This window comes from Hydrogenophaga sp. NFH-34 (assembly GCF_021401345.1).
Lineage (GTDB): Bacteria > Pseudomonadota > Gammaproteobacteria > Burkholderiales > Burkholderiaceae_C > Hydrogenophaga > Hydrogenophaga electricum.
In genome coordinates, this window is record NZ_JACBGE010000003.1 from 46,918 (window position 1) to 64,452 (window position 17,535).

Below are 17,535 nucleotides of genomic sequence, written 5' to 3' on the forward strand. Positions count from 1 at the left end.
TCTTGGTTTACAGGCCGTTACAGACCGCCTGGCGCCACCGCCCACACGCTTCACACACGCACCGGACAATCCCGGCCATGTCTTCCAAGCTCTCGCGACGCGCGCTGCTCGCCCTGCTACCAGCAGGCTGGGCTGCGGGCATGGCGCTGTCCCCGGCGCCTGCGCATGCGGCCCTGGTGGACCTGCCGCCGATCGACCGGATCGTCCACTACACCCCCAAGCTGCCCCTGCAAGTCCTCACCGCCGACGGTGAGGAAATCGCGCAGTTCGGCACCGAGCGCCGCATCTATGTTCCGCTGACCCGGATTCCCCAGCGCCTGCAGGACGCGGTCCTGGCGGTCGAGGACGCGCGCTTCCGCGAACACAGCGGGGTTGACCCGAAGGGCATTGCCCGGGCCGTGGTCGCCGCCCTGACCGGCGGGCGGCGCCAGGGCGCTTCGACGATCACCCAGCAGTTGGTGCGCACCATGCTGCTGACGCACGAATTCAGCATCGAGCGCAAGACCAAGGAAATCCTGCTGGCACTGCAGGTCGAGGACGAACTTTCCAAAGATCGCATCCTGGAGATCTATCTCAACGAGATCTTCCTCGGACAGCGTGCCTACGGGTTTGCCGCTGCCGCACAAACCTATTTCGGCAAGTCGCTCGACCAGTTGTCGCTGGCCGAAACCGCCTTGCTCGCCGGTCTGCCGCAGAACCCCTACTACGCCAACCCGGTGGCCAACTTCGACCGCGCCGTGGCCCGTCAGCGCGTGGTGCTGCAACGCATGCGCACCGTCGGCGTCATCGACGACGCCCAACTGGCGGCCGCCAAAGCCGAAAAGCTGGTGATTCGCCCACGCAACCAGCGCAGTGTCGAGGCCCCTCACGTGGCAGAGATGGCGCGCCGCACGGTGGTCGAGCGCTTCGGCACGGAAGCCTATTCCAGCGGCATCCGCGTCTACACCGCCTTGCGCGCCGAGGATCAGCGCGCCGCGCATGCGGCGGTACAGCGTGGCGTCCTGGCCCAGGATCGCCGGGCACCCTGGCGCGGCCCCGAGGCACAGGAAACCCTGGCGGCTGGCGGCGGTGCCGAACTGGAGCGCGCGGCGGCCGAGGCGCTCAAGGATCACCGCGACGACGAAGTGCTGCGCGTGGCCATCGTGCTCTCGGCATCGACCCGCGAGGCCCGGGTGCAACTGGCCACCGGCGAGCAACTGCGCATCACCGGCGAAGGCTTGCGCGCCGCCCAGGCCGGGCTCGCAGCCAAGGCCAAGGAGGCCTTGCGCATCCGCCGGGGCTCGGTGGTGCGGGTCGTGCAGGAGGGCAAGACCTGGCGCCTGACGCAATGGCCTGAAGCCGAAGCGGCCCTGGTCGCGATGGACACCCGCACCGGCCGCGTGCGCGCCCTGGTCGGCGGATTCGACTTCAGCCGCCAGCCCTTCAACCACGCGACCCAGAGCTGGCGCCAGCCAGGCTCGGCCTTCAAACCCCTCCTGTACTCGGCGGCACTGGAAGAGCGCGTCATGCCCGCCACCCTGGTCGACGACCTGCCCTTCACCGCGGCGAACGGCTGGAGCCCGAACAATTCCGGAGGCACCATGGCAGGCGGTCCGATCTCGGTGCGCGAGGCACTGGCCCGCTCCAGCAACCTGGTGAGCGTGCGCGTGCTGCAGCACACCGGCACGCACCGAGCGCGCGATTGGGTCACCCGCTTTGGCATCGATGCCTCGCGCCAGCCGGACAACCTCACGCTGGCCCTGGGCACCGGCCTCGTGACGCCGATGCAGCTGACGCGCGCCTATGCCACGTTCGCCAACGGGGGCTGGCTGGTCGACCCCGTGGTGGTGGAAAAAATCACCGACGCCCAGGGCAAGGTGCTGTTCGAAGCACCGCCGCCGCCCGCCCTCAACGAGGAGACCCGCGCGATACCGGCCCGCAACGCCTTTGTCATGAACAGCCTGCTGGCCGATGTGACCCGTGTCGGCACCGCCGCGCGCGTCCAGGCCACCCTGCAACGGCCGGACCTGCACGGCAAGACCGGCACCACCAACGATGTGGTCGATGCCTGGTTCGCCGGCTACCAGCCGTCGCTCGCCACCGTGGTCTGGATGGGCTACGACAAACCGCGCAGCCTGGGCGATCACGAATCCGGTGGCCGTCTGGCGATGCCGATCTGGCTCGACTACATGGGCACCGCACTGAAGGGCGTTCCGGTGGTCCCGGAGCCCGCCCCGCCGGCCGGGGTGGTCCGGTCCGAAACCGACTGGCTCTATGCCGAATGGCAACAAGGCGGTGCGGTGGCCGACATCACCGATGCCGGAGGCACCCAGTACGCAGGGCCGCCGACGCTGCTGGAACACCTGAAAGACTGGTTCCGGCCCTGACAAAAAAAGCCGACCTCAGGTCGGCTTTTTGGGTGTGATTGCCAGTCGTCCGGTCGCGCTTCTCACGCCCCGCAGATCCGGGCCTTGGCTTCGGCATATTCGCGCCGGAAGCGTGCCACCAGATCCCCCGCAGGGACCACCTCGCGAATCGCGCCGATGCCCTGGCCACAACCCCAGATGTCGCGCCAGGCCTTGGCCGAATTGGAGCCTTCGCCGGTGGCGAAATTCATCTTGCTCGGGTCGCTTTCAGGCAGGTTTTCAGGGTCCATGCCGGCATTGCGGATGCTGCCCTTGAGGTAGTTGCCATGCACGCCGGTGTAGAAGTTGCTGTAGACGATGTCGTCCGAGTTGCACTCGGTGATCATCTGTTTGTAGCCATCCACGGCACGCGCCTCGTCGGTGGCGATGAAGGCCGAACCGATGTAGGCAAAGTCGGCACCCATGGCCTGCGCCGCCAGAATGGCACCGCCCGATGCGATGGAGCCCGACAGCGCCACGGGCCCATCAAACCACTCGCGTATCTCCTGGATCATGGCGAACGGGCTCTTGACGCTGGCGTGCCCTCCCGCGCCTGCAGCCACCGGAATCAGGCCGTCCGCGCCCTTCTCGATCGCCTTGTGCGCGAACACGTTGTTGATCACGTCGTGCATGACCACGCCACCCCAGGCGTGTACAGCCTGGTTCACGTCTTCTCGCGCCCCCAGACTGGTGATGATCACCGGCACCTTGTACTTGGCGCACAGTTCCATGTCGTGGTCCAGGCGATCGTTGCTCTTGTGCACGATCTGGTTGATCGCGAACGGGGCCGCCTTGTTGTCGGGGTTCGCCTTGTCGTGCGCCGCCAGCGCTTCGGTGATCTCGGCCAGCCACTCGTCCAGCTGCGAGGCGGGGCGCGCATTGAGCGCGGGCATGGAGCCGACCACCCCGGCCTTGCACTGGGCAATGACCAGCTTGGGGTTGCTGATGATGAACAGCGGCGAGCCGATCACCGGGAACGGCAGGTTCTGCAGCACCGGGGGCAGGTAGCGTTGGCGGGGGGTCATGTCGTCTCCTGGATTGAAAGTTGCCATCGATTCTGGGCGAGCGCCACCCGCCGGCCTGTCGATGCGGGGACAGGCCGGTGGTGACAGAGCACAAGCAAAAACTTAGAAGGCTTCGGCCGGCAAAGCGGTCGCGGCGTCAGCGCCTTCGACCACCGCGTCGCGCACACCCGGGGCGCGGCTGAGAATGTGGTCGGCATAAAACCGGGCGGTGATCACCTTGGCCTGCATGAAGCCGGCATCGTTGCCGGCTGCCGCCTGGGCTTGCGCCACCAGCAGCGCGCGCGCCAGTTGCCAGCCGGCCATGAGGTTGCCGGCCAGCAGCAGGTAAGGCACGCTGCCGGCAAAGGCGGCGTTGGGGTTGGCCTTGGTGTTGGCGGCGATGAAGTCCACCACATCGATGAACGCGAGCCGCGCGGCTTTCAGGCGCTTGGCCACGGCCAGCGCATCGGCGCTACCGTCCGCGGCCAGCTCGGCTTCGGTCTTTTCGATCTGTGCCGCAATGGCCTTGGCGGTGGCACCACCGTCGCGTGCGGTCTTGCGGCCCACCAGGTCGTTGGCCTGGATGGCGGTCGTGCCTTCGTAGATGGTCAGAATCTTGGCGTCGCGGTAATACTGCGCGGCGCCCGTCTCTTCGATGAAGCCCATGCCGCCGTGCACCTGCACCCCCAGGCTGGTGACCTCCAGGCTCATCTCGGTGCTGTAGCCCTTGACCAGCGGCACCAGGAATTCGTAGAAGGTGGCGTTCTGTTTGCGCACCTCGACGTCCGGGTGGTGGTGCGCCGCGTCGTAGGCCGCTGCGGCCACACTGGCCATCGCACGGCAACCTTCGGTGGCGGCGCGCATGGTCATGAGCATGCGTTTGACGTCCGCATGGTGGATGATGGGCGCGGCGGTGGTGAAGCTGCCGTCGACCGGGCGGCTCTGCACGCGATCCTTGGCATAGCCGACGGCCTTCTGGTAGGCACGCTCGGAGATCGCGATGCCCTGCACACCCACCGCGTAGCGAGCCGCGTTCATCATGATGAACATGTATTCGAGGCCACGGTTCTCTTCGCCAACCAGATAGCCGACAGCGCCGCCGTGGTCGCCGTACTGCAGCACCGCGGTGGGCGAGGCCTTGATGCCCATCTTGTGCTCGATCGACACGCAATGCACATCGTTGCGTGCGCCCAGCGAGCCGTCGGCGTTGACCATGAACTTGGGCACTACGAACAGGCTGATGCCCTTCACGCCCTCCGGCGCACCCTGCACCCGGGCCAGCACCAGATGGACGATGTTGTCGGCCATGTCGTGCTCACCGTAGGTGATGAAGATCTTGGTGCCGAAAATCTTGTAGGTGCCATCGGGCAGCGGCTCGGCGCGCGTGCGCACCGCCGCCAGGTCCGAACCGGCCTGCGGCTCGGTCAGGTTCATGGTGCCGGTCCACTCGCCGCTGATCAGCTTTTCCAGGTAGGTCGCCTTGAGGTCGTCGCTGGCAGCGGTGAGCAAGGCCTCGATGGCCCCATCGGTCAGCAGCGGACACAGCGCGAAACTCATGTTGGCGCTGTTGAGGATCTCGCCACAAGCCGCACCGATGGTCTTGGGCAACCCCTGGCCGCCAAAATCCACCGGATGCTGCAGCCCCTGCCAGCCACCCTCGGCGTACTGCTTGTAGGCCGCCTTGAAACCGGGCGTCGTCGTGACCTGGCCGTCTTTCCAGAACGACGGGTTCTTGTCGCCTTCGAAGTTCAGCGGCGCAATCACCCCTTCATTGAGCTTGGCGCACTCCTCCAGCACCGCCTGGGCAGTCTCCAGGCCGGCCTCCTCGAAGCCCGGCAACTGCGCGACCTGGTCGATGCGGGCCAGATGCTGAATGTTGAACAGCATGTCTTTGAGGGGGGCGACGTAGCTCATGAGGTCTCCTGGAACACCCCCGCGCCGCTTGCGCGTCACCCCCTCTAGGGGGCACAGCCAACGGCCCGGCAAAGCCGGTTCCGTGGCTGTCGCTGGATCGGGGCCTTGGCTCCAGCGTTGTGGTTGAAGGGAATGCTTAGAGTTTGGAGACCAATTCCGGCACAGCGGAGAACAGGTCTGCCTCCAGGCCGTAGTCGGCGACGCTGAAGATCGGGGCTTCGGGGTCCTTGTTGATCGCCACGATCACCTTCGAATCCTTCATCCCGGCCAGATGCTGGATCGCCCCAGAGATGCCCGCGGCGATGTACAACTGCGGCGCCACGATCTTGCCCGTCTGGCCCACCTGCAGATCGTTGGGCGCGTAGCCCGCGTCCACCGCCGCACGGCTGGCACCGATGGCCGCGCCCAGCTTGTCGGCCAGCGGCGTCATCACTTCCTGGAACTTCTCGCTGCTGCCCAGGGCCCGGCCACCGCTGACGATGATCTTGGCCGCCGTCAGCTCGGGCCGGTCGCTCTTGGCGATCTCGCTGCCCACGTAGCTGCTCTTGCCGTTGCCGGCTGCGGCCGCGACGGTTTCCACCGCCGCACTGCCACCCTGGCCCGCGGCGTCAAAGCCGGTGGTGCGCACGGTGATGACCTTGGTGGCGTCGCTGCTTTGCACGGTGGCGATGGCGTTGCCGGCGTAGATCGGGCGCTCGAAGGTATCGGCGCTGATGACTTTGGTGATGTCGCTGATCTGGGCGACGTCGAGCTTGGCGGCCACGCGCGGGGCCACGTTCTTGCCACCGGCGGTGGCCGGGAACAGGATGTGGCTGTAGTTACCGGCGATGGCCAGCACCTGGGCGGCGACGTTCTCGGCCAGGCCGTGGGCGAAGCCTTCACCGTCGGCGTGGATGACTTTGGCGACACCGGCGATCTGGGCCGCTTGTGCTGCGGCAGCACCGGCGTTGGCGCCGGCCACCAGCACGTGCACCTCAGCGCCACAGGCCGCGGCGGCGGTGACGGTGTTGAGCGTGGCGCCCTTGATCGTTTGGTTGTCGTGTTCGGCAATGACGAGTGCGGTCATGACGTGAATTCCTTGAAATCAGATACGGATCGAGCAAAAGGTCTTTGACGAGGCGCCCGTGGAGCCGGCTTCGCCGGGTCACCAGGCGCGCCCCCTGGGGGGTGACGCCGCAGGCGGCGCGGGGGGGTCAGATCACTTTCGCTTCGTTCTTGAGCTTGTCCACCAGCGTGGCGACATCGGGCACCTTGATGCCGGCGCCGCGCTTCGGGGGTTCGGTCACCTTCAAGGTCTTCAGGCGCGGAGCAACGTCCACCCCCAGGTCTTCGGGTTTGACCGTCTCCAGGGGCTTCTTCTTGGCCTTCATGATGTTGGGCAGCGTCACGTAGCGCGGCTCGTTCAGGCGCAGGTCGGTGGTCACCACCGCCGGCAGCGTGATTTCCAGGGTTTCCAGGCCGCCGTCGATTTCGCGCGTGACCTGGGCTTTGTCGCCAGCGACTTCGACCTTGGAGGCGAAGGTAGCCTGGGGCAGGTCCGCCAGCGCCGCCAGCATCTGGCCGGTCTGGTTGGCGTCGTCGTCAATGGCTTGCTTGCCCAGGATCACCAGGCCGGGCTGTTCCTTGTCGACCAGGGCCTTGAGCAGCTTGGCCACCGCCAGGGGTTGCAGGTCAAGCTCGGCCGGGGTCTCGACCAGAATCGCGCGGTCGGCACCGATGGCCATGGCCGTGCGCAGCGTCTCCTGGCACTGGGCCACGCCGCAGGAGACGGCGATCACTTCCGTGGCCACGCCTTTTTCTTTCAGGCGCACCGCCTCTTCCACCGCGATCTCGTCGAACGGGTTCATGCTCATCTTCACGTTGGCGATGTCCACGCCGCTGCCGTCACTCTTGACGCGCACTTTCACGTTGTAGTCCACCACGCGTTTGACGGGGACGATGACCTTCATGTTGACTTGCTCCTGTTTCGATACTGGTTGTGGCGATGCCTGTGGCACCGGCGAATTGACGTGCGCGTCAACACCGATTGTAGGGGGACCGACTGCCGCACCTCGGAGAAACCGGCTACTTTCGCGGGAGAAAATAGAACGATCGTGCTTTTTTCCGATTATAAGAGACAAGTGGCCCGCGTGATTGCGTTCAGTGGCCGACCAGTGCGCCGCCTCGATGGCATAACCCGGCACACCCTGAGTCCGTAAGTCTGGCGCCAGTCACGGCGCTTCTGATCCGGTACGCCGATTGCTTGCACCGCCCGGCTTCCGCCTCCTACCCCTCCCTCCATGCTCTACCCCCTTGACCGATGGCTGCGCTGGTCATCCGGCCTGTTGTCCGCCACCGCCCTGTTCACCTTCCTGTGCCTGACACTGTTCGACGCAGCGGGGCGCAGGGGGTTGGGTGCACCGTTCCCGGGAGCCGCTGAACTGGGTGCCCTGCTGATGGTGCTGGTGGTGTTCTCGGCCTTGCCACTGGTGTCGGTGCATGGTGAGCCCATCACCGCCCCACACATCCGCCTGCCCATCTGGCTGCGCCCCGTGATGGACCGGCTGGTCCACCTCGCCAGCGCCGTCACCTTCGCGGCCCTGGCCGTCCTCCTGGTCCGCCAGACCCCTTTGCCAATGGAACCAGCGCTCCCTCTTCAGCTCGCCTTGACACCGCTGACCCGGTTCATGGCCGGCTGGCTGCTGCTGACCGCCGGGGTCCACGCCGTGCGGATGTTCTGCCGCCCCTGCGCGCCCGTTGCCCGATGCGGCCAACGGCCCTGCACCATGAGTCTCGCCCTCTCGGGATGGCTGACCCTGCTGCTGCTCAGCCGCTGCGGGGTGCCCGTGGCCATGGCCATGGTGATGACCGGGGTGGCAGGCCTGGCGCTGATCACGCCCGGGGCGCTGCCGGAGCAGATCGGTCTGGTGCTGATGGGCACGTCACTGAATCCCTTGATCGCCGCCATCGCGCTGTTCAGCCTCATGGGACATCTGTGTCAACGAGCGGGACTGGCCGACGACCTGTACGCCGCCATCGCTGGCCGTCTGGGCCACCGGCCCGGCGGCCTCGCCCTGGCCGGCGTTCTCGCCTCGGGGGCTTTCGGTGGTCTCTGCGGGTCTTCCATGACCACCGCCCTCGCCACCTCGGCGACCGCCTATCCCCGGATGCAGGCCGAGGGCTATCGCGAGAGCCTGGCCACTGGCGCCCTGGCATCGGGCAGCGCCATCGCCAGCCTGTGGCCGCCTTCATCGACCCTGCTGCTTTACGCCCTGGTCACCGGCACATCCCCCTACGCGCTGTTCACGGCGGCGCTCGTGCCTGGCCTGCTGGCGCTGGCGGGCCTGTGTGTCACGGTAGTGATCCTCGTCTGGCGCGACCCTTCCGCTGGGCCAGCACTGCCCGGCCTGCCGGCCACGTTGGCGCAGACCATGCGGTCATTGCTGACGCCGCTGGTCCTGCTCGTGCTGCCCATGGGCGGCCTGCTCAGCCGCACGTTCAGCCCGGTCGAAGCGGCGGCACTGGGCGCGGCGGCAGCGCTGCTGCTGGCCTCCTGGCGGAGGCGCATGACGCCGCGGGGGCTCATGGAGTGCCTGCTGGAAAGCGTGCAGACCACGGCCGTGCTCTTCACCTTCGCGGTGGGCAGCCTGTGGCTGATGGCGTTTCTGGCCGCCACCGGCCTGCCCGACTGGCTGGCCGACACCGTGTCGGCAGCCGCCAGCCCGACGGCGGCGGCCTTGCTGGTGGCCTTGCTGACCGCATTCGCCCTGTGCTGGCTGCGCCATCCCCTGGCCGAAGCTCTGGCCGGTCTGGGCCTGCTGGTCCCTGCGATGACCGCTGCCGGCGCTCACCCGGTCTGGCTGGGCGTGCTGTTCGCCACCTGGGTGGCCTTGGGTTCGGTCCTCTCGCCGGGTCGCCCGGTTCCGGCAGTGCTGCAGCGCCGATGGCCGGGCATGAGCCAGGTCGCCTTGCAACAGGGCCTGCGGCCTTTTGCCCTGTCCCTGGCCCTGCTGGGTTTCTGGCTGCTGGCCTGCCCATGGCTCGCGCTGTACCTGCCAGCCCTGCGGGCGTGAAGCTCAGCCAGGTCGCGCCGGCGCGTCAATCACCTTGGTCGTCACCACGCGCTGCGGGTACGGAATGTCGATGCCGTGTTCGCGGAACGCGGCCAGGATGGCAAGGTTGATGCCCGAGCGCAGGCCGAGCTGGCCGTTTTCGGGGTCGGCCATCCAGTACCCCAGCGTGAACTCCAGGCCATCGGCGCCGAAAGCCGACAGCGCTGCGCTCGGCCCGGGGTCGCGCAGCACGCGCGGCTGGCTCAGCGCAGCCTCGACCAGCAGGCGCCGCACCAGGTCGACATCGCTGTCGTAGCCCACCGAAACCACGGTGGACTGCCACACGCGCGGGTCGGCCAGCGAGAGGTTTTCGACCCGGTTGGTGATCAGCATTTCGTTCGGCACGATGGCTTCGCGCCCCGAGCCGGAGCGCACCAGGGTGTAGCGCGTCTTGATGTCGGTGATACGGCCTTCGAAATCGCTGACCCGCACGTTGTCGCCAATCCGCATGCTGCGCTCGGCCAGGATCACGAAGCCGCTGACGTAGTTGGCGGCCAAGCGCTGCAGCCCAAGGCCGATACCGACCCCCAGCGCCCCGCCGAACACCGACAGCGCCGTCAGATCGATACCGACCGCCGACAACGCAATGATCAGCCCCATGAACAGCAGCAACGCCCGCGTCGCGTTGCTCAGCGCCTTGCGCAGCGAGAGGTCACCACCCACCGCCGTGCGCAGCAGCCGCGCCTCGATGACCGAAGACAGCCACAGCGCCAGGATCAGCACGCCGCTGGCGGTCACCACCCCTTCCACCAGGGTTCGCAGACTGATGGTGCTGGTGCCGAGCTTCCAGGTGATCTGCTCCATTTCTTCCAGCACCAGCGGCAACAGCCCGCTGACCCAGAGCACCATCGAGCCCCAGGCCATCCAGGACAGGGTGCGCTCGAGCACCCGCACCCAGGGCGCGGCCGGATAGGCCAGTTGCAGCACCTTGACCCCCACGCGGATGATCACCAGCGAAACCAGCACGGGCATCGCGACCCGGAACACCGCCAGCGGCAGGTGGGCGATGAGGGCCGCGCGGGCCATGTAGCCGAAGAGCAGCCAGAGCATCGGGAACAGCGCGCCGTCCACGATGCGGCGCCCGAACAGCACGGAATTGCGGCTTTCCCGCTCGGACAGGGCGCCGCGCAGCACGCGCGCGAGCCCCCAGGCAAGCAGCGCGCAAACCGCCAGCGCAGCCAGTTCGATCAGCACCGTGGGTTGTCCAAAGGCCAGCAACCAGCCCTGCAGGTCGTCGATGGGGCGCGGTGCCAGCATGGGCGAATCGGTCATGGGCATGGGCGTTCTCAGGATTTCCAGGCCGGCGCGCGCTTGTCGATGAAGGCCTGCACACCTTCCTGCGCCACGGCGTGCATCATGTTGCAGGCCATGGTCTGACCCGCGAGTTGGTAGGCCGACTCCAGGCCGGTTTCAAGCTGGCGGTAGAACAGCCCCTTGCCCATGGCCAGGGCCTCACGCGGCTTGCCCAGCAGGCGGACCACCAGCCGTTCCACTTCCGCCGCCAGATCATCGGCCGCCACCACGCGGTTGACCAGGCCGCGCTCCCGGGCCTGCTCGGCACTGATGAAGTCGCCCGTGAGCAGCATTTCCATCGCCTGTTTGGTGCCCATGTTGCGCGACAGTGCCACCCCGGGCGTGGCGCAGAACAGGCCCACGTCGATGCCGTTCACGCCAAACGTGGCACCATCGGCCGCGACCGCGAGATCGCATTGCGCCACCAGTTGGCAGCCGGCCGCGGTGGCCAGCGCATGGACCTGCGCGATCACGGGCACTTCCAGCTTGCGGATCGTCAGCATCAGGCGCGAACAGGTGGCAAACAGGGCTTGGTAATAGGCCAGTTCGGGCCGAGCCCGCATCTCCTTGAGGTCGTGCCCGGCACAGAAAGCACGGCCACTGGCGGCCAGTACCACGGCCCGCGCCTGCGGATCGGCCGCCACCGCGTCCAGCGCCCGCTGCAGCGCTGCCATCATGGCCTCGGACAGGGCGTTGAAGGCACGCGGGTTGTTCAGGGTCAGGGTGTGCACGCCCCGCGAATCGCGGGTGTGCAGCAGGATGTCGTCGTTCATGCGTTCGGTTTCCACGGCAGACAGAGAAACGGCGCCCGATGCCCGCCGGCGCTCAGACTCCGGCCAGCACCCGCAGGTGGGCCTCGACGCTGCGCGCCAGCGCGCTCAGCGAATAGCCACCCTCCAGGCAACTGACGATGCGCCCTCCGGCATGGCGGCGCGCCACCTCCATCAGCCGCTCGGTGATCCAGATGTAGTCGTTCTCGACCAGGCCCAGTTGGCCCATGTCGTCTTCGCGGTGCGCGTCGAAGCCCGCGCTGATGAACAGCATCTGGGGCCGGTGGGCATCCAGGCGCGACAACCACATCATGTCGATCAGCTCCCGGATCTCCATGCCCCGGGTGTAGGCCGGCACCGGCAGGTTCACCAGGTTGGGCGCGTTCGAGTGCTCGCATTCCGGGTAGAACGGGTGCTGGTAGAAGCTGCACATGAGGATGCGATCGTCGCCGGCCACGATGTCTTCGGTGCCGTTGCCATGGTGCACATCGAAGTCGATGATGGCCACGCGCTTGAGGCCGTGCCGCTCCAGCGCGTACTTGGCCGCCACCGCCACGTTGTTGACGAAGCAGAAGCCCATCGCCTTGTCGCGCATGGCATGGTGGCCGGGCGGCCGGACGGCGCAGAAGGCGTTGGCCAGTTCGCCGGCGATCACCGCGTCGGTGGCATCGATGGCGGCACCCGCTGACGCCAGGATGGCGTTCCAGGAATGCACGTTGACCGAGGTGTCGGTATCGATGTGCGCATGCGGAGGCCCCCCGGCATTGATGTCCGCCTTCAACGCTTCACACAACCCGCGCAAGGCCGCCAGATGCATGCGCCCGTGCGCCAGTTCCAGGTCGGCCAGCGGCGCTGGCGTGGCCTCACGGCGCTCCAGCGCGGCGTCCAGCCCGGTGATGAGGATGCGGTCTTCGATGGCGTCCAGCCGCTGGGGGCATTCCGGGTGACCGGCCCCCATCTCATGACGCCAGCAATCCTTGTGGGTGTAGTAGCCCGTTGCTTGTCCCATGGTCGTTTTCAGGTAAGGTTGGCAGCCATGACCGCCAACGACAACATCCGCAATCTCCTGAGCCAGCTTAACACGGTGATTGTGGGCAAAACAGCGCAGGTGGCCGACTGTGTGGCCTGCCTGCTGGCGGGCGGCCACCTGCTGATCGAAGACGTGCCCGGCGTGGGCAAAACCACCCTGGCGCATGCCCTGGCGCGCAGCTTCGGCCTGCAGTTTGCCCGGGTGCAGTTCACCGCCGACCTGATGCCGGCCGACCTGGTGGGCCTGTCGATCTACGAACGCGGACGCGAAGGTTTTGTCTTTCATCCGGGGCCAGTGTTCGCCCAGGTGCTGCTGGCCGACGAGATCAACCGCGCCAGCCCCAAGACCCAGAGCGCGCTGCTCGAAGCCATGGAAGAAAAGCAGGTGACGGTGGAAGGCGAAACGCGCCCGCTGCCCGAGCCGTTTTTCGTCATCGCCACGCAGAACCCGCAGGATCAGCTGGGCACCTACGCCCTGCCCGAATCGCAGCTCGACCGCTTCCACATGCGGCTGTCGCTGGGCTATCCCGATCGCGCCGCCGAACGGGCCTTGCTCAGGGGCGAAGACCGGCGCGAACTGCTGAACCGCCTACCGCCCGTGCTGACCCCGGCGGAGCTGGCCCGGCTGCAGCAGCAGGTGCTGGCGGTGCACGCGGCCGATCCGGTGCTGGATTACCTGCAGGATCTGGTCAACGCCACCCGCAGCGGCCGCTGGTTCGTCCAGGGTCTGTCGCCGCGGGCGGCACTCGCCGTGATGCGGGCCGCCAAGGCGCAGGCCTTCCTGCAAGGGCGCGACTATGTGGCCCCCGACGACATCGCGGCCATCCTGCCGCAGACCACGGCGCACCGGCTGGTGCCGGTCAGCGACGCCGGGCGCGGCGCCCTCGAACAGGTGCGTGCCATGATCGAGGCGGTCCCCCTGCCGTGAAGCTGCCCCGGCCTGCCTGGCGGGCGCGCCTGCGCGCCTGGTTCCACGAACGCCTGCCGCGTACCGACACGCTGACGCTGACGCAGCGCAAGGTCTACATCCTGCCCACCCGGGCCGGCGGCATGCTGGCCCTGACGCTGGTGCTGCTGCTGATCGGCAGCATCAACTACCAGCTCAACCTGGGCTACCTGCTGACCTTCCTGCTGGCCGGCTGCGCCGCCGTCGCCATGCACGTGACCCACAGCAACCTGCGCGGACTGACCCTGCACCTGCAACCGCCCGCCGCGGTGCACGCCGGCCAGGCGGCGCTGCTGGACATCCGCCTGACCAACGACCGCCGCAGCCCGCGCCCCGGCATCGCGCTGGGCGTGAGCGACGACGCCACCCGCGACCATTGGGCCTGGATCGACGTGCCGGCCCAGGGCAGCGCCCAGCTCCAGGTGGCCTGGCCCACCCCCGCACGCGGCTGGCAGCCGCTGCCGGCCCTGACCGCGATCACCCTGTTTCCCCTCGGCACTTTCCGCGTCTGGACGGTCTGGCGGCCGGCGTCGCCCGTGCTCGTCTACCCGGCGCCCGAAGCCCATCCCCCGCCATTGCCACCCAGCCTGCCCCAGCCCGGCCAGAGTGGCAGCACCCACGCCCAGCCGGCCGGCGAATTCGACGGCGTGCGGGCCTACCGGCGTGGCGACCCGCTGAAAACCGTGGTCTGGAAAAAAGCCGCCCAGTCGTTTGCGGCCGGCCGCAACGACCTCGTCAGCCGCGACGCCCAGACCAGCCAGCAGCACCAGCTGTGGCTGGACAGCGAGCAGTGCGGCGCGGCCGGTCTCGAAGCCCGCCTCTCGCGCCTGACCGCCTGGGTGCTGCTGGCCGACCGCCTGGGGCTGGACTACGGCCTGCGCATCCCCGGCCGGGAAATCCCCCCAGGCCAGGGCACCCCCCACCGCAACCGTTGCCTGGAGGCGCTGGCGCTGTGCTGAAACTGCTTCCCCGCGACACCCGGGATACGCTTTTCATCCTGGCCGTCATCGGCTGGATCGTTCTCATGCAGGTGCCCCACCTGCCCTGGTGGACCTCCACCATTGCCGCCGGCGTGCTGGTCTGGCGCGCGGTACTGACCTGGTACCAGCGCCCCCTGCCACGCTGGACCTGGCGCGTCTTGTTGCTCGCACTGATTCTGGGCGCGACCTGGTGGACGCACCGCACACTTCTGGGGCGCGATGCCGGCGTCACGCTGATCGTGACCCTGCTGGCGCTCAAGACGCTGGAACTGCGCGCCCGCCGCGACGCCTTCGTCGTCTTCTTCCTGGGCTTCTTCACGCTGCTGACGCACTTCTTCTACTCGCAGTCGTTGCTCACAGCGGCAGGCATCCTCATCGCCCTGCTCGGTCTGCTGACGGCCCTGGTCAATGCGCACCTGCCGGTGGGCCGTCCGCCGCTGTGGCAATCGGCCCGCACGGCCGGCGGCATGGCGCTGCTCGGCGCCCCGATCATGCTCGTGCTGTTCCTGCTGTTTCCGCGCATGGCACCACTCTGGGGCATGCCGAACGACGCCATGACGGGGCGCAGCGGCCTGTCGGGCGAGATGCGGGTCGGCGAGGTCGCCAGCCTGGCGCTCAACGACGACATCGCCTTCCGCATCCGCTTTGACGGCCGGCCGCCCCCCCAGCAGGCGCTCTATTTCCGCGGCCCGGTGCTCAGCGACTTCGACGGCCAACGCTGGCGCGCGCTGCGCATGCCCTTCCCGGCCCGAACCCCGGCCGCCGCCGATCTGCAGGTCAGCGGCCCGCCCGTGCGTTACGAGGTGACGCTCGAACCCCACCAGCGCCCCTGGCTGTTCGTGCTGGAGGCCACGCCCGAAGCCCCCACCCTGGAAGGCGACCAGGCCCGCATGCTGCACAGCCTGCAATGGGTCACCGAACGCCCCGTCATGGAACGGCTGCGCTACCGGGCAGAAAGCTACCCCGATTTCCGCCACGGCCCCCTGCAGGCCAGCTTAGGGCTGCAAGCCTTTGTCGAGCTGCCTCCCGGCTACAACCCGCGCACCCTGGCCTGGGCCCAGACGCTGCGCGAACAAGTGGGCAAGGGCCCCGACTTCAGCCGCCGCGCCGTGGCCGCCGTGATGGACCACCTGCGCACGGGCGGCTACACCTACACCCTGGAACCGGGGGTTTACGGCACCCACACGGCCGATGAATTCTGGTTCGACCGCAAGGCCGGCTTCTGCGAGCACATCGCCTCCAGCTTCGTGATCCTGATGCGCGCGCTGGACATTCCGGCCCGCATCGTCACGGGCTACCAGGGCGGCGAGATCAACACCGTGGACGGCTACTTCACGGTGCGCCAGCGCGATGCCCATGCCTGGGCCGAGGTCTGGGAATCCGGCCGCGGCTGGGTGCGCGTGGACCCGACCAGCGCGGTCGCGCCCGGTCGCACCGGCAGCTTCGACCGCCTGCTGGCCCCCGAAAACGCCTTCACTGGCGCGCTGCGCAGTCTCAACCCCACCCTGGCCGCCCAGTGGCGCAACATGTGGGAAGCGGTCAACAACCGCTGGAACCAGTGGGTGCTCAACTACACCCAGGGCCGCCAGCTCGACCTGCTGCGCCAGCTCGGCTTCAAGACCCCGAACTGGCAGGATCTCGTGACGGTGCTCGCCGGCCTGCTGGTGCTGGTGTCGCTGGCCGGCGCCGGCTGGCAGCTCTGGGAACGCCAGCAGCATGACCCCTGGCTGCGCCTGCTGCGCCAACTGCGCCAGCGCCTGCAGCGGCTCGGGCTGGACACGGCCGACCACATGCCCCCGCGCACCATCGCCCAACTGGTGGCGCGGCATTTTGGCGACACCGATTTCAGCCGCAGCGTGACGCAATGGCTGATGCGCCTGGAGGCCTTGCGCTATGCCCCGCAGAGCGCGGACTCGCTCGGTACACTGCGCCAGGCCTACCGCCAGATCGTCTGGCCTTCCCAGGCCCCCGACTGATGCCAACCCTGTCCGCTTCCCTGCCCCCCTTTCCCGCCTGGCGGCCGGCCCAGGCCGGCCTGCTGGCCCTGCTGCTGACGCTCACCGGTCACACTTCGCAGGCGCAGACGCCGCGCGGCAGCGCCGGCAAGACGCCGGTGGCCGCGACCTTCACCTACGACCACCACGAAGCCGCCATGGCCTTCGCGGACGACCTGGCCCAGCGACGCGGCCTGGACCCTGCCTGGGTGCGGGCGCAGATCGGCACCGCGCAGCGCCTGCCCGGTGCGATCCGCCTGGTGCAGCCGGCGCCCGGCGGCACGTCCAAGAACTGGGCCGCCTACCGGGCGCGCTTCATCGAACCGGTGCGCCTGCGCGCGGGCCAGGCCTTCTGGCTCGCACACCGCGAAACCCTGGCACGGGCCGAGCAGACCTATGGCGTACCCGCCAGCCTGATCGTCGGCGTGATCGGTGTCGAATCGCTCTACGGCCAGCACACCGGCACCTTCCGCGTGATCGACGCGCTCACCACCCTGGCCTTCGACTTCCCGCCCCAGCACCCGCGCGCTGCGGCGCGGACCGAATTTTTCCGCAGCGAGCTGGAGCAGTTCCTGAGTCTGACCCAGCGCACGGGCATGGACCCGCAGGCCCTGCTCGGCAGCTACGCAGGGGCCATGGGCTGGCCGCAGTTCATGCCCAGCAGCTGGGCGCGCTACGCCATCGACTTCGACGGCGATGGCCGCATCGATCTGTTCAACAGCCCGGCGGACGTGATCGGCTCGGTGGCCCACTACTTCCAGGCCTTTGGCTGGCAGCCCGGCCTGCCCACGCACTACCCGGTGCGTTTCGACGACAGCCGGCTGGACCTGTCCACCCTGCTGGCGCCCGACATCCTGCCCAGCTTCAGCCTCGACAGCTTCGCGGCCAAGGGCGCGCTGGTCGACGTCGGCGCGGCCCGCCACACCGGCAAGCTGGCCCTGGTGGAACTGGAGAATGGCCAAGCCCCACGCAGCTACGTGGCCGGCACCGAGAATTTCTACGTCGTCACCCGCTACAACTGGAGCAGCTACTACGCGCTGGCCGTGATCGAGCTGGGGCAGGCGATCGAAGCGTCGCTGCCGCCGCCGTGAACCTGGCGCCGGCTCCGCGACTCCATAGCTTCAAGCCGA

At 68.1% G+C, this 17,535-nt stretch carries 13 protein-coding genes; 6 read left to right on the plus strand and 7 right to left on the minus strand.

Going from position 1 to position 17,535, the window contains the following annotated elements:
• The first annotated feature begins 77 nt into the window (after positions 1–77).
• Positions 78–2,366 (plus strand): penicillin-binding protein 1A, encoded by a 2,289-nt coding sequence (locus L0977_RS03690; protein ID WP_234263363.1) that lies wholly within the window; start codon positions 78–80, stop codon positions 2,364–2,366.
• A 62-nt stretch (positions 2,367–2,428) separates the two neighbouring features.
• Here L0977_RS03690 and L0977_RS03695 read toward each other — a convergent pair whose 3' ends face one another.
• The 4 genes from L0977_RS03695 to L0977_RS03710 all read right to left on the minus strand — a co-directional run bounded on the left by L0977_RS03695 (position 2,429) and on the right by L0977_RS03710 (position 7,251).
• Positions 2,429–3,409 (minus strand): NAD(P)H-dependent flavin oxidoreductase, encoded by a 981-nt coding sequence (locus L0977_RS03695; protein ID WP_234263364.1) that lies wholly within the window; start codon positions 3,407–3,409, stop codon positions 2,429–2,431.
• A gap of 102 nt (positions 3,410–3,511) precedes the next feature.
• Positions 3,512–5,302: an acyl-CoA dehydrogenase gene (locus L0977_RS03700; RefSeq protein ID WP_234263366.1), complete on the minus strand. Its 1,791-nt coding sequence runs from the start codon at positions 5,300–5,302 to the stop codon at positions 3,512–3,514.
• 136 nt (positions 5,303–5,438) lie between these two features.
• On the minus strand, positions 5,439–6,368 hold the full coding sequence (locus L0977_RS03705; RefSeq protein ID WP_234263367.1) for an electron transfer flavoprotein subunit alpha/FixB family protein: 930 nt from the start codon (positions 6,366–6,368) through the stop codon (positions 5,439–5,441).
• A gap of 127 nt (positions 6,369–6,495) precedes the next feature.
• Positions 6,496–7,251 carry an electron transfer flavoprotein subunit beta/FixA family protein gene (locus L0977_RS03710; protein ID WP_234263369.1) on the minus strand — a complete coding sequence of 252 codons (756 nt, stop codon included), beginning with the start codon at positions 7,249–7,251 and terminating at the stop codon, positions 6,496–6,498.
• A gap of 330 nt (positions 7,252–7,581) precedes the next feature.
• Here L0977_RS03710 and L0977_RS03715 point away from each other — a divergent pair, with 330 nt between their 5' ends.
• Positions 7,582–9,354: a TRAP transporter large permease subunit gene (locus tag L0977_RS03715; protein ID WP_234263370.1), complete on the plus strand. Its 1,773-nt coding sequence runs from the start codon at positions 7,582–7,584 to the stop codon at positions 9,352–9,354.
• Positions 9,355–9,357: 3 nt separating this feature from the next.
• On the opposite strand, the gene L0977_RS03720 is transcribed toward L0977_RS03715, so the two are convergent.
• Genes L0977_RS03720 through L0977_RS03730 form a run of 3 tightly spaced genes read right to left on the minus strand, consistent with a single transcriptional unit; the run spans position 9,358 to position 12,465 of the window.
• Complete coding sequence (locus L0977_RS03720) at positions 9,358–10,671, minus strand: mechanosensitive ion channel family protein (RefSeq protein ID WP_234263372.1); 1,314 nt, start codon at positions 10,669–10,671, stop codon at positions 9,358–9,360.
• A gap of 8 nt (positions 10,672–10,679) precedes the next feature.
• Positions 10,680–11,459 (minus strand): enoyl-CoA hydratase, encoded by a 780-nt coding sequence (locus L0977_RS03725; protein ID WP_234263374.1) that lies wholly within the window; start codon positions 11,457–11,459, stop codon positions 10,680–10,682.
• A gap of 52 nt (positions 11,460–11,511) precedes the next feature.
• Positions 11,512–12,465 (minus strand): histone deacetylase family protein, encoded by a 954-nt coding sequence (locus tag L0977_RS03730; protein ID WP_234263375.1) that lies wholly within the window; start codon positions 12,463–12,465, stop codon positions 11,512–11,514.
• A 27-nt stretch (positions 12,466–12,492) separates the two neighbouring features.
• On the opposite strand from L0977_RS03730, the gene L0977_RS03735 reads away from it, so the two are divergent.
• Genes L0977_RS03735 through mltB form a run of 4 tightly spaced genes read left to right on the plus strand, consistent with a single transcriptional unit; the run spans position 12,493 to position 17,496 of the window.
• Positions 12,493–13,413 (plus strand): AAA family ATPase, encoded by a 921-nt coding sequence (locus L0977_RS03735; RefSeq protein ID WP_234263377.1) that lies wholly within the window; start codon positions 12,493–12,495, stop codon positions 13,411–13,413.
• Positions 13,410–14,390 carry a DUF58 domain-containing protein gene (locus L0977_RS03740; RefSeq protein ID WP_234263379.1) on the plus strand — a complete coding sequence of 327 codons (981 nt, stop codon included), beginning with the start codon at positions 13,410–13,412 and terminating at the stop codon, positions 14,388–14,390. The genes L0977_RS03735 and L0977_RS03740 overlap by 4 nt, the downstream gene beginning before the upstream one ends.
• Positions 14,384–16,387: a transglutaminase family protein gene (locus L0977_RS03745; protein WP_234263380.1), complete on the plus strand. Its 2,004-nt coding sequence runs from the start codon at positions 14,384–14,386 to the stop codon at positions 16,385–16,387. Before L0977_RS03740 ends, L0977_RS03745 begins: the two co-directional genes overlap by 7 nt.
• Complete coding sequence (gene mltB / locus L0977_RS03750) at positions 16,387–17,496, plus strand: lytic murein transglycosylase B (protein WP_442786605.1); 1,110 nt, start codon at positions 16,387–16,389, stop codon at positions 17,494–17,496. Before L0977_RS03745 ends, mltB begins: the two co-directional genes overlap by 1 nt.
• Positions 17,497–17,535 lie beyond the last annotated feature (39 nt).

Bases quoted from the DNA above. Each gene is read 5' to 3' on its own strand.
- L0977_RS03690 (WP_234263363.1), top strand. From the start codon at position 78: ATGTCTTCCAAGCTCTCGCGACGCGCGCTGCTCGCCCTGCTACCAGCA.
- L0977_RS03695 (WP_234263364.1), bottom strand. From the start codon at position 3,409: ATGACCCCCCGCCAACGCTACCTGCCCCCGGTGCTGCAGAACCTGCCG.
- L0977_RS03700 (WP_234263366.1), bottom strand. From the start codon at position 5,302: ATGAGCTACGTCGCCCCCCTCAAAGACATGCTGTTCAACATTCAGCAT.
- L0977_RS03705 (WP_234263367.1), bottom strand. From the start codon at position 6,368: ATGACCGCACTCGTCATTGCCGAACACGACAACCAAACGATCAAGGGC.
- L0977_RS03710 (WP_234263369.1), bottom strand. From the start codon at position 7,251: ATGAAGGTCATCGTCCCCGTCAAACGCGTGGTGGACTACAACGTGAAA.
- L0977_RS03715 (WP_234263370.1), top strand. From the start codon at position 7,582: ATGCTCTACCCCCTTGACCGATGGCTGCGCTGGTCATCCGGCCTGTTG.
- L0977_RS03720 (WP_234263372.1), bottom strand. From the start codon at position 10,671: ATGCCCATGACCGATTCGCCCATGCTGGCACCGCGCCCCATCGACGAC.
- L0977_RS03725 (WP_234263374.1), bottom strand. From the start codon at position 11,459: ATGAACGACGACATCCTGCTGCACACCCGCGATTCGCGGGGCGTGCAC.
- L0977_RS03730 (WP_234263375.1), bottom strand. From the start codon at position 12,465: ATGGGACAAGCAACGGGCTACTACACCCACAAGGATTGCTGGCGTCAT.
- L0977_RS03735 (WP_234263377.1), top strand. From the start codon at position 12,493: ATGACCGCCAACGACAACATCCGCAATCTCCTGAGCCAGCTTAACACG.
- mltB (WP_442786605.1), top strand. From the start codon at position 16,387: ATGCCAACCCTGTCCGCTTCCCTGCCCCCCTTTCCCGCCTGGCGGCCG.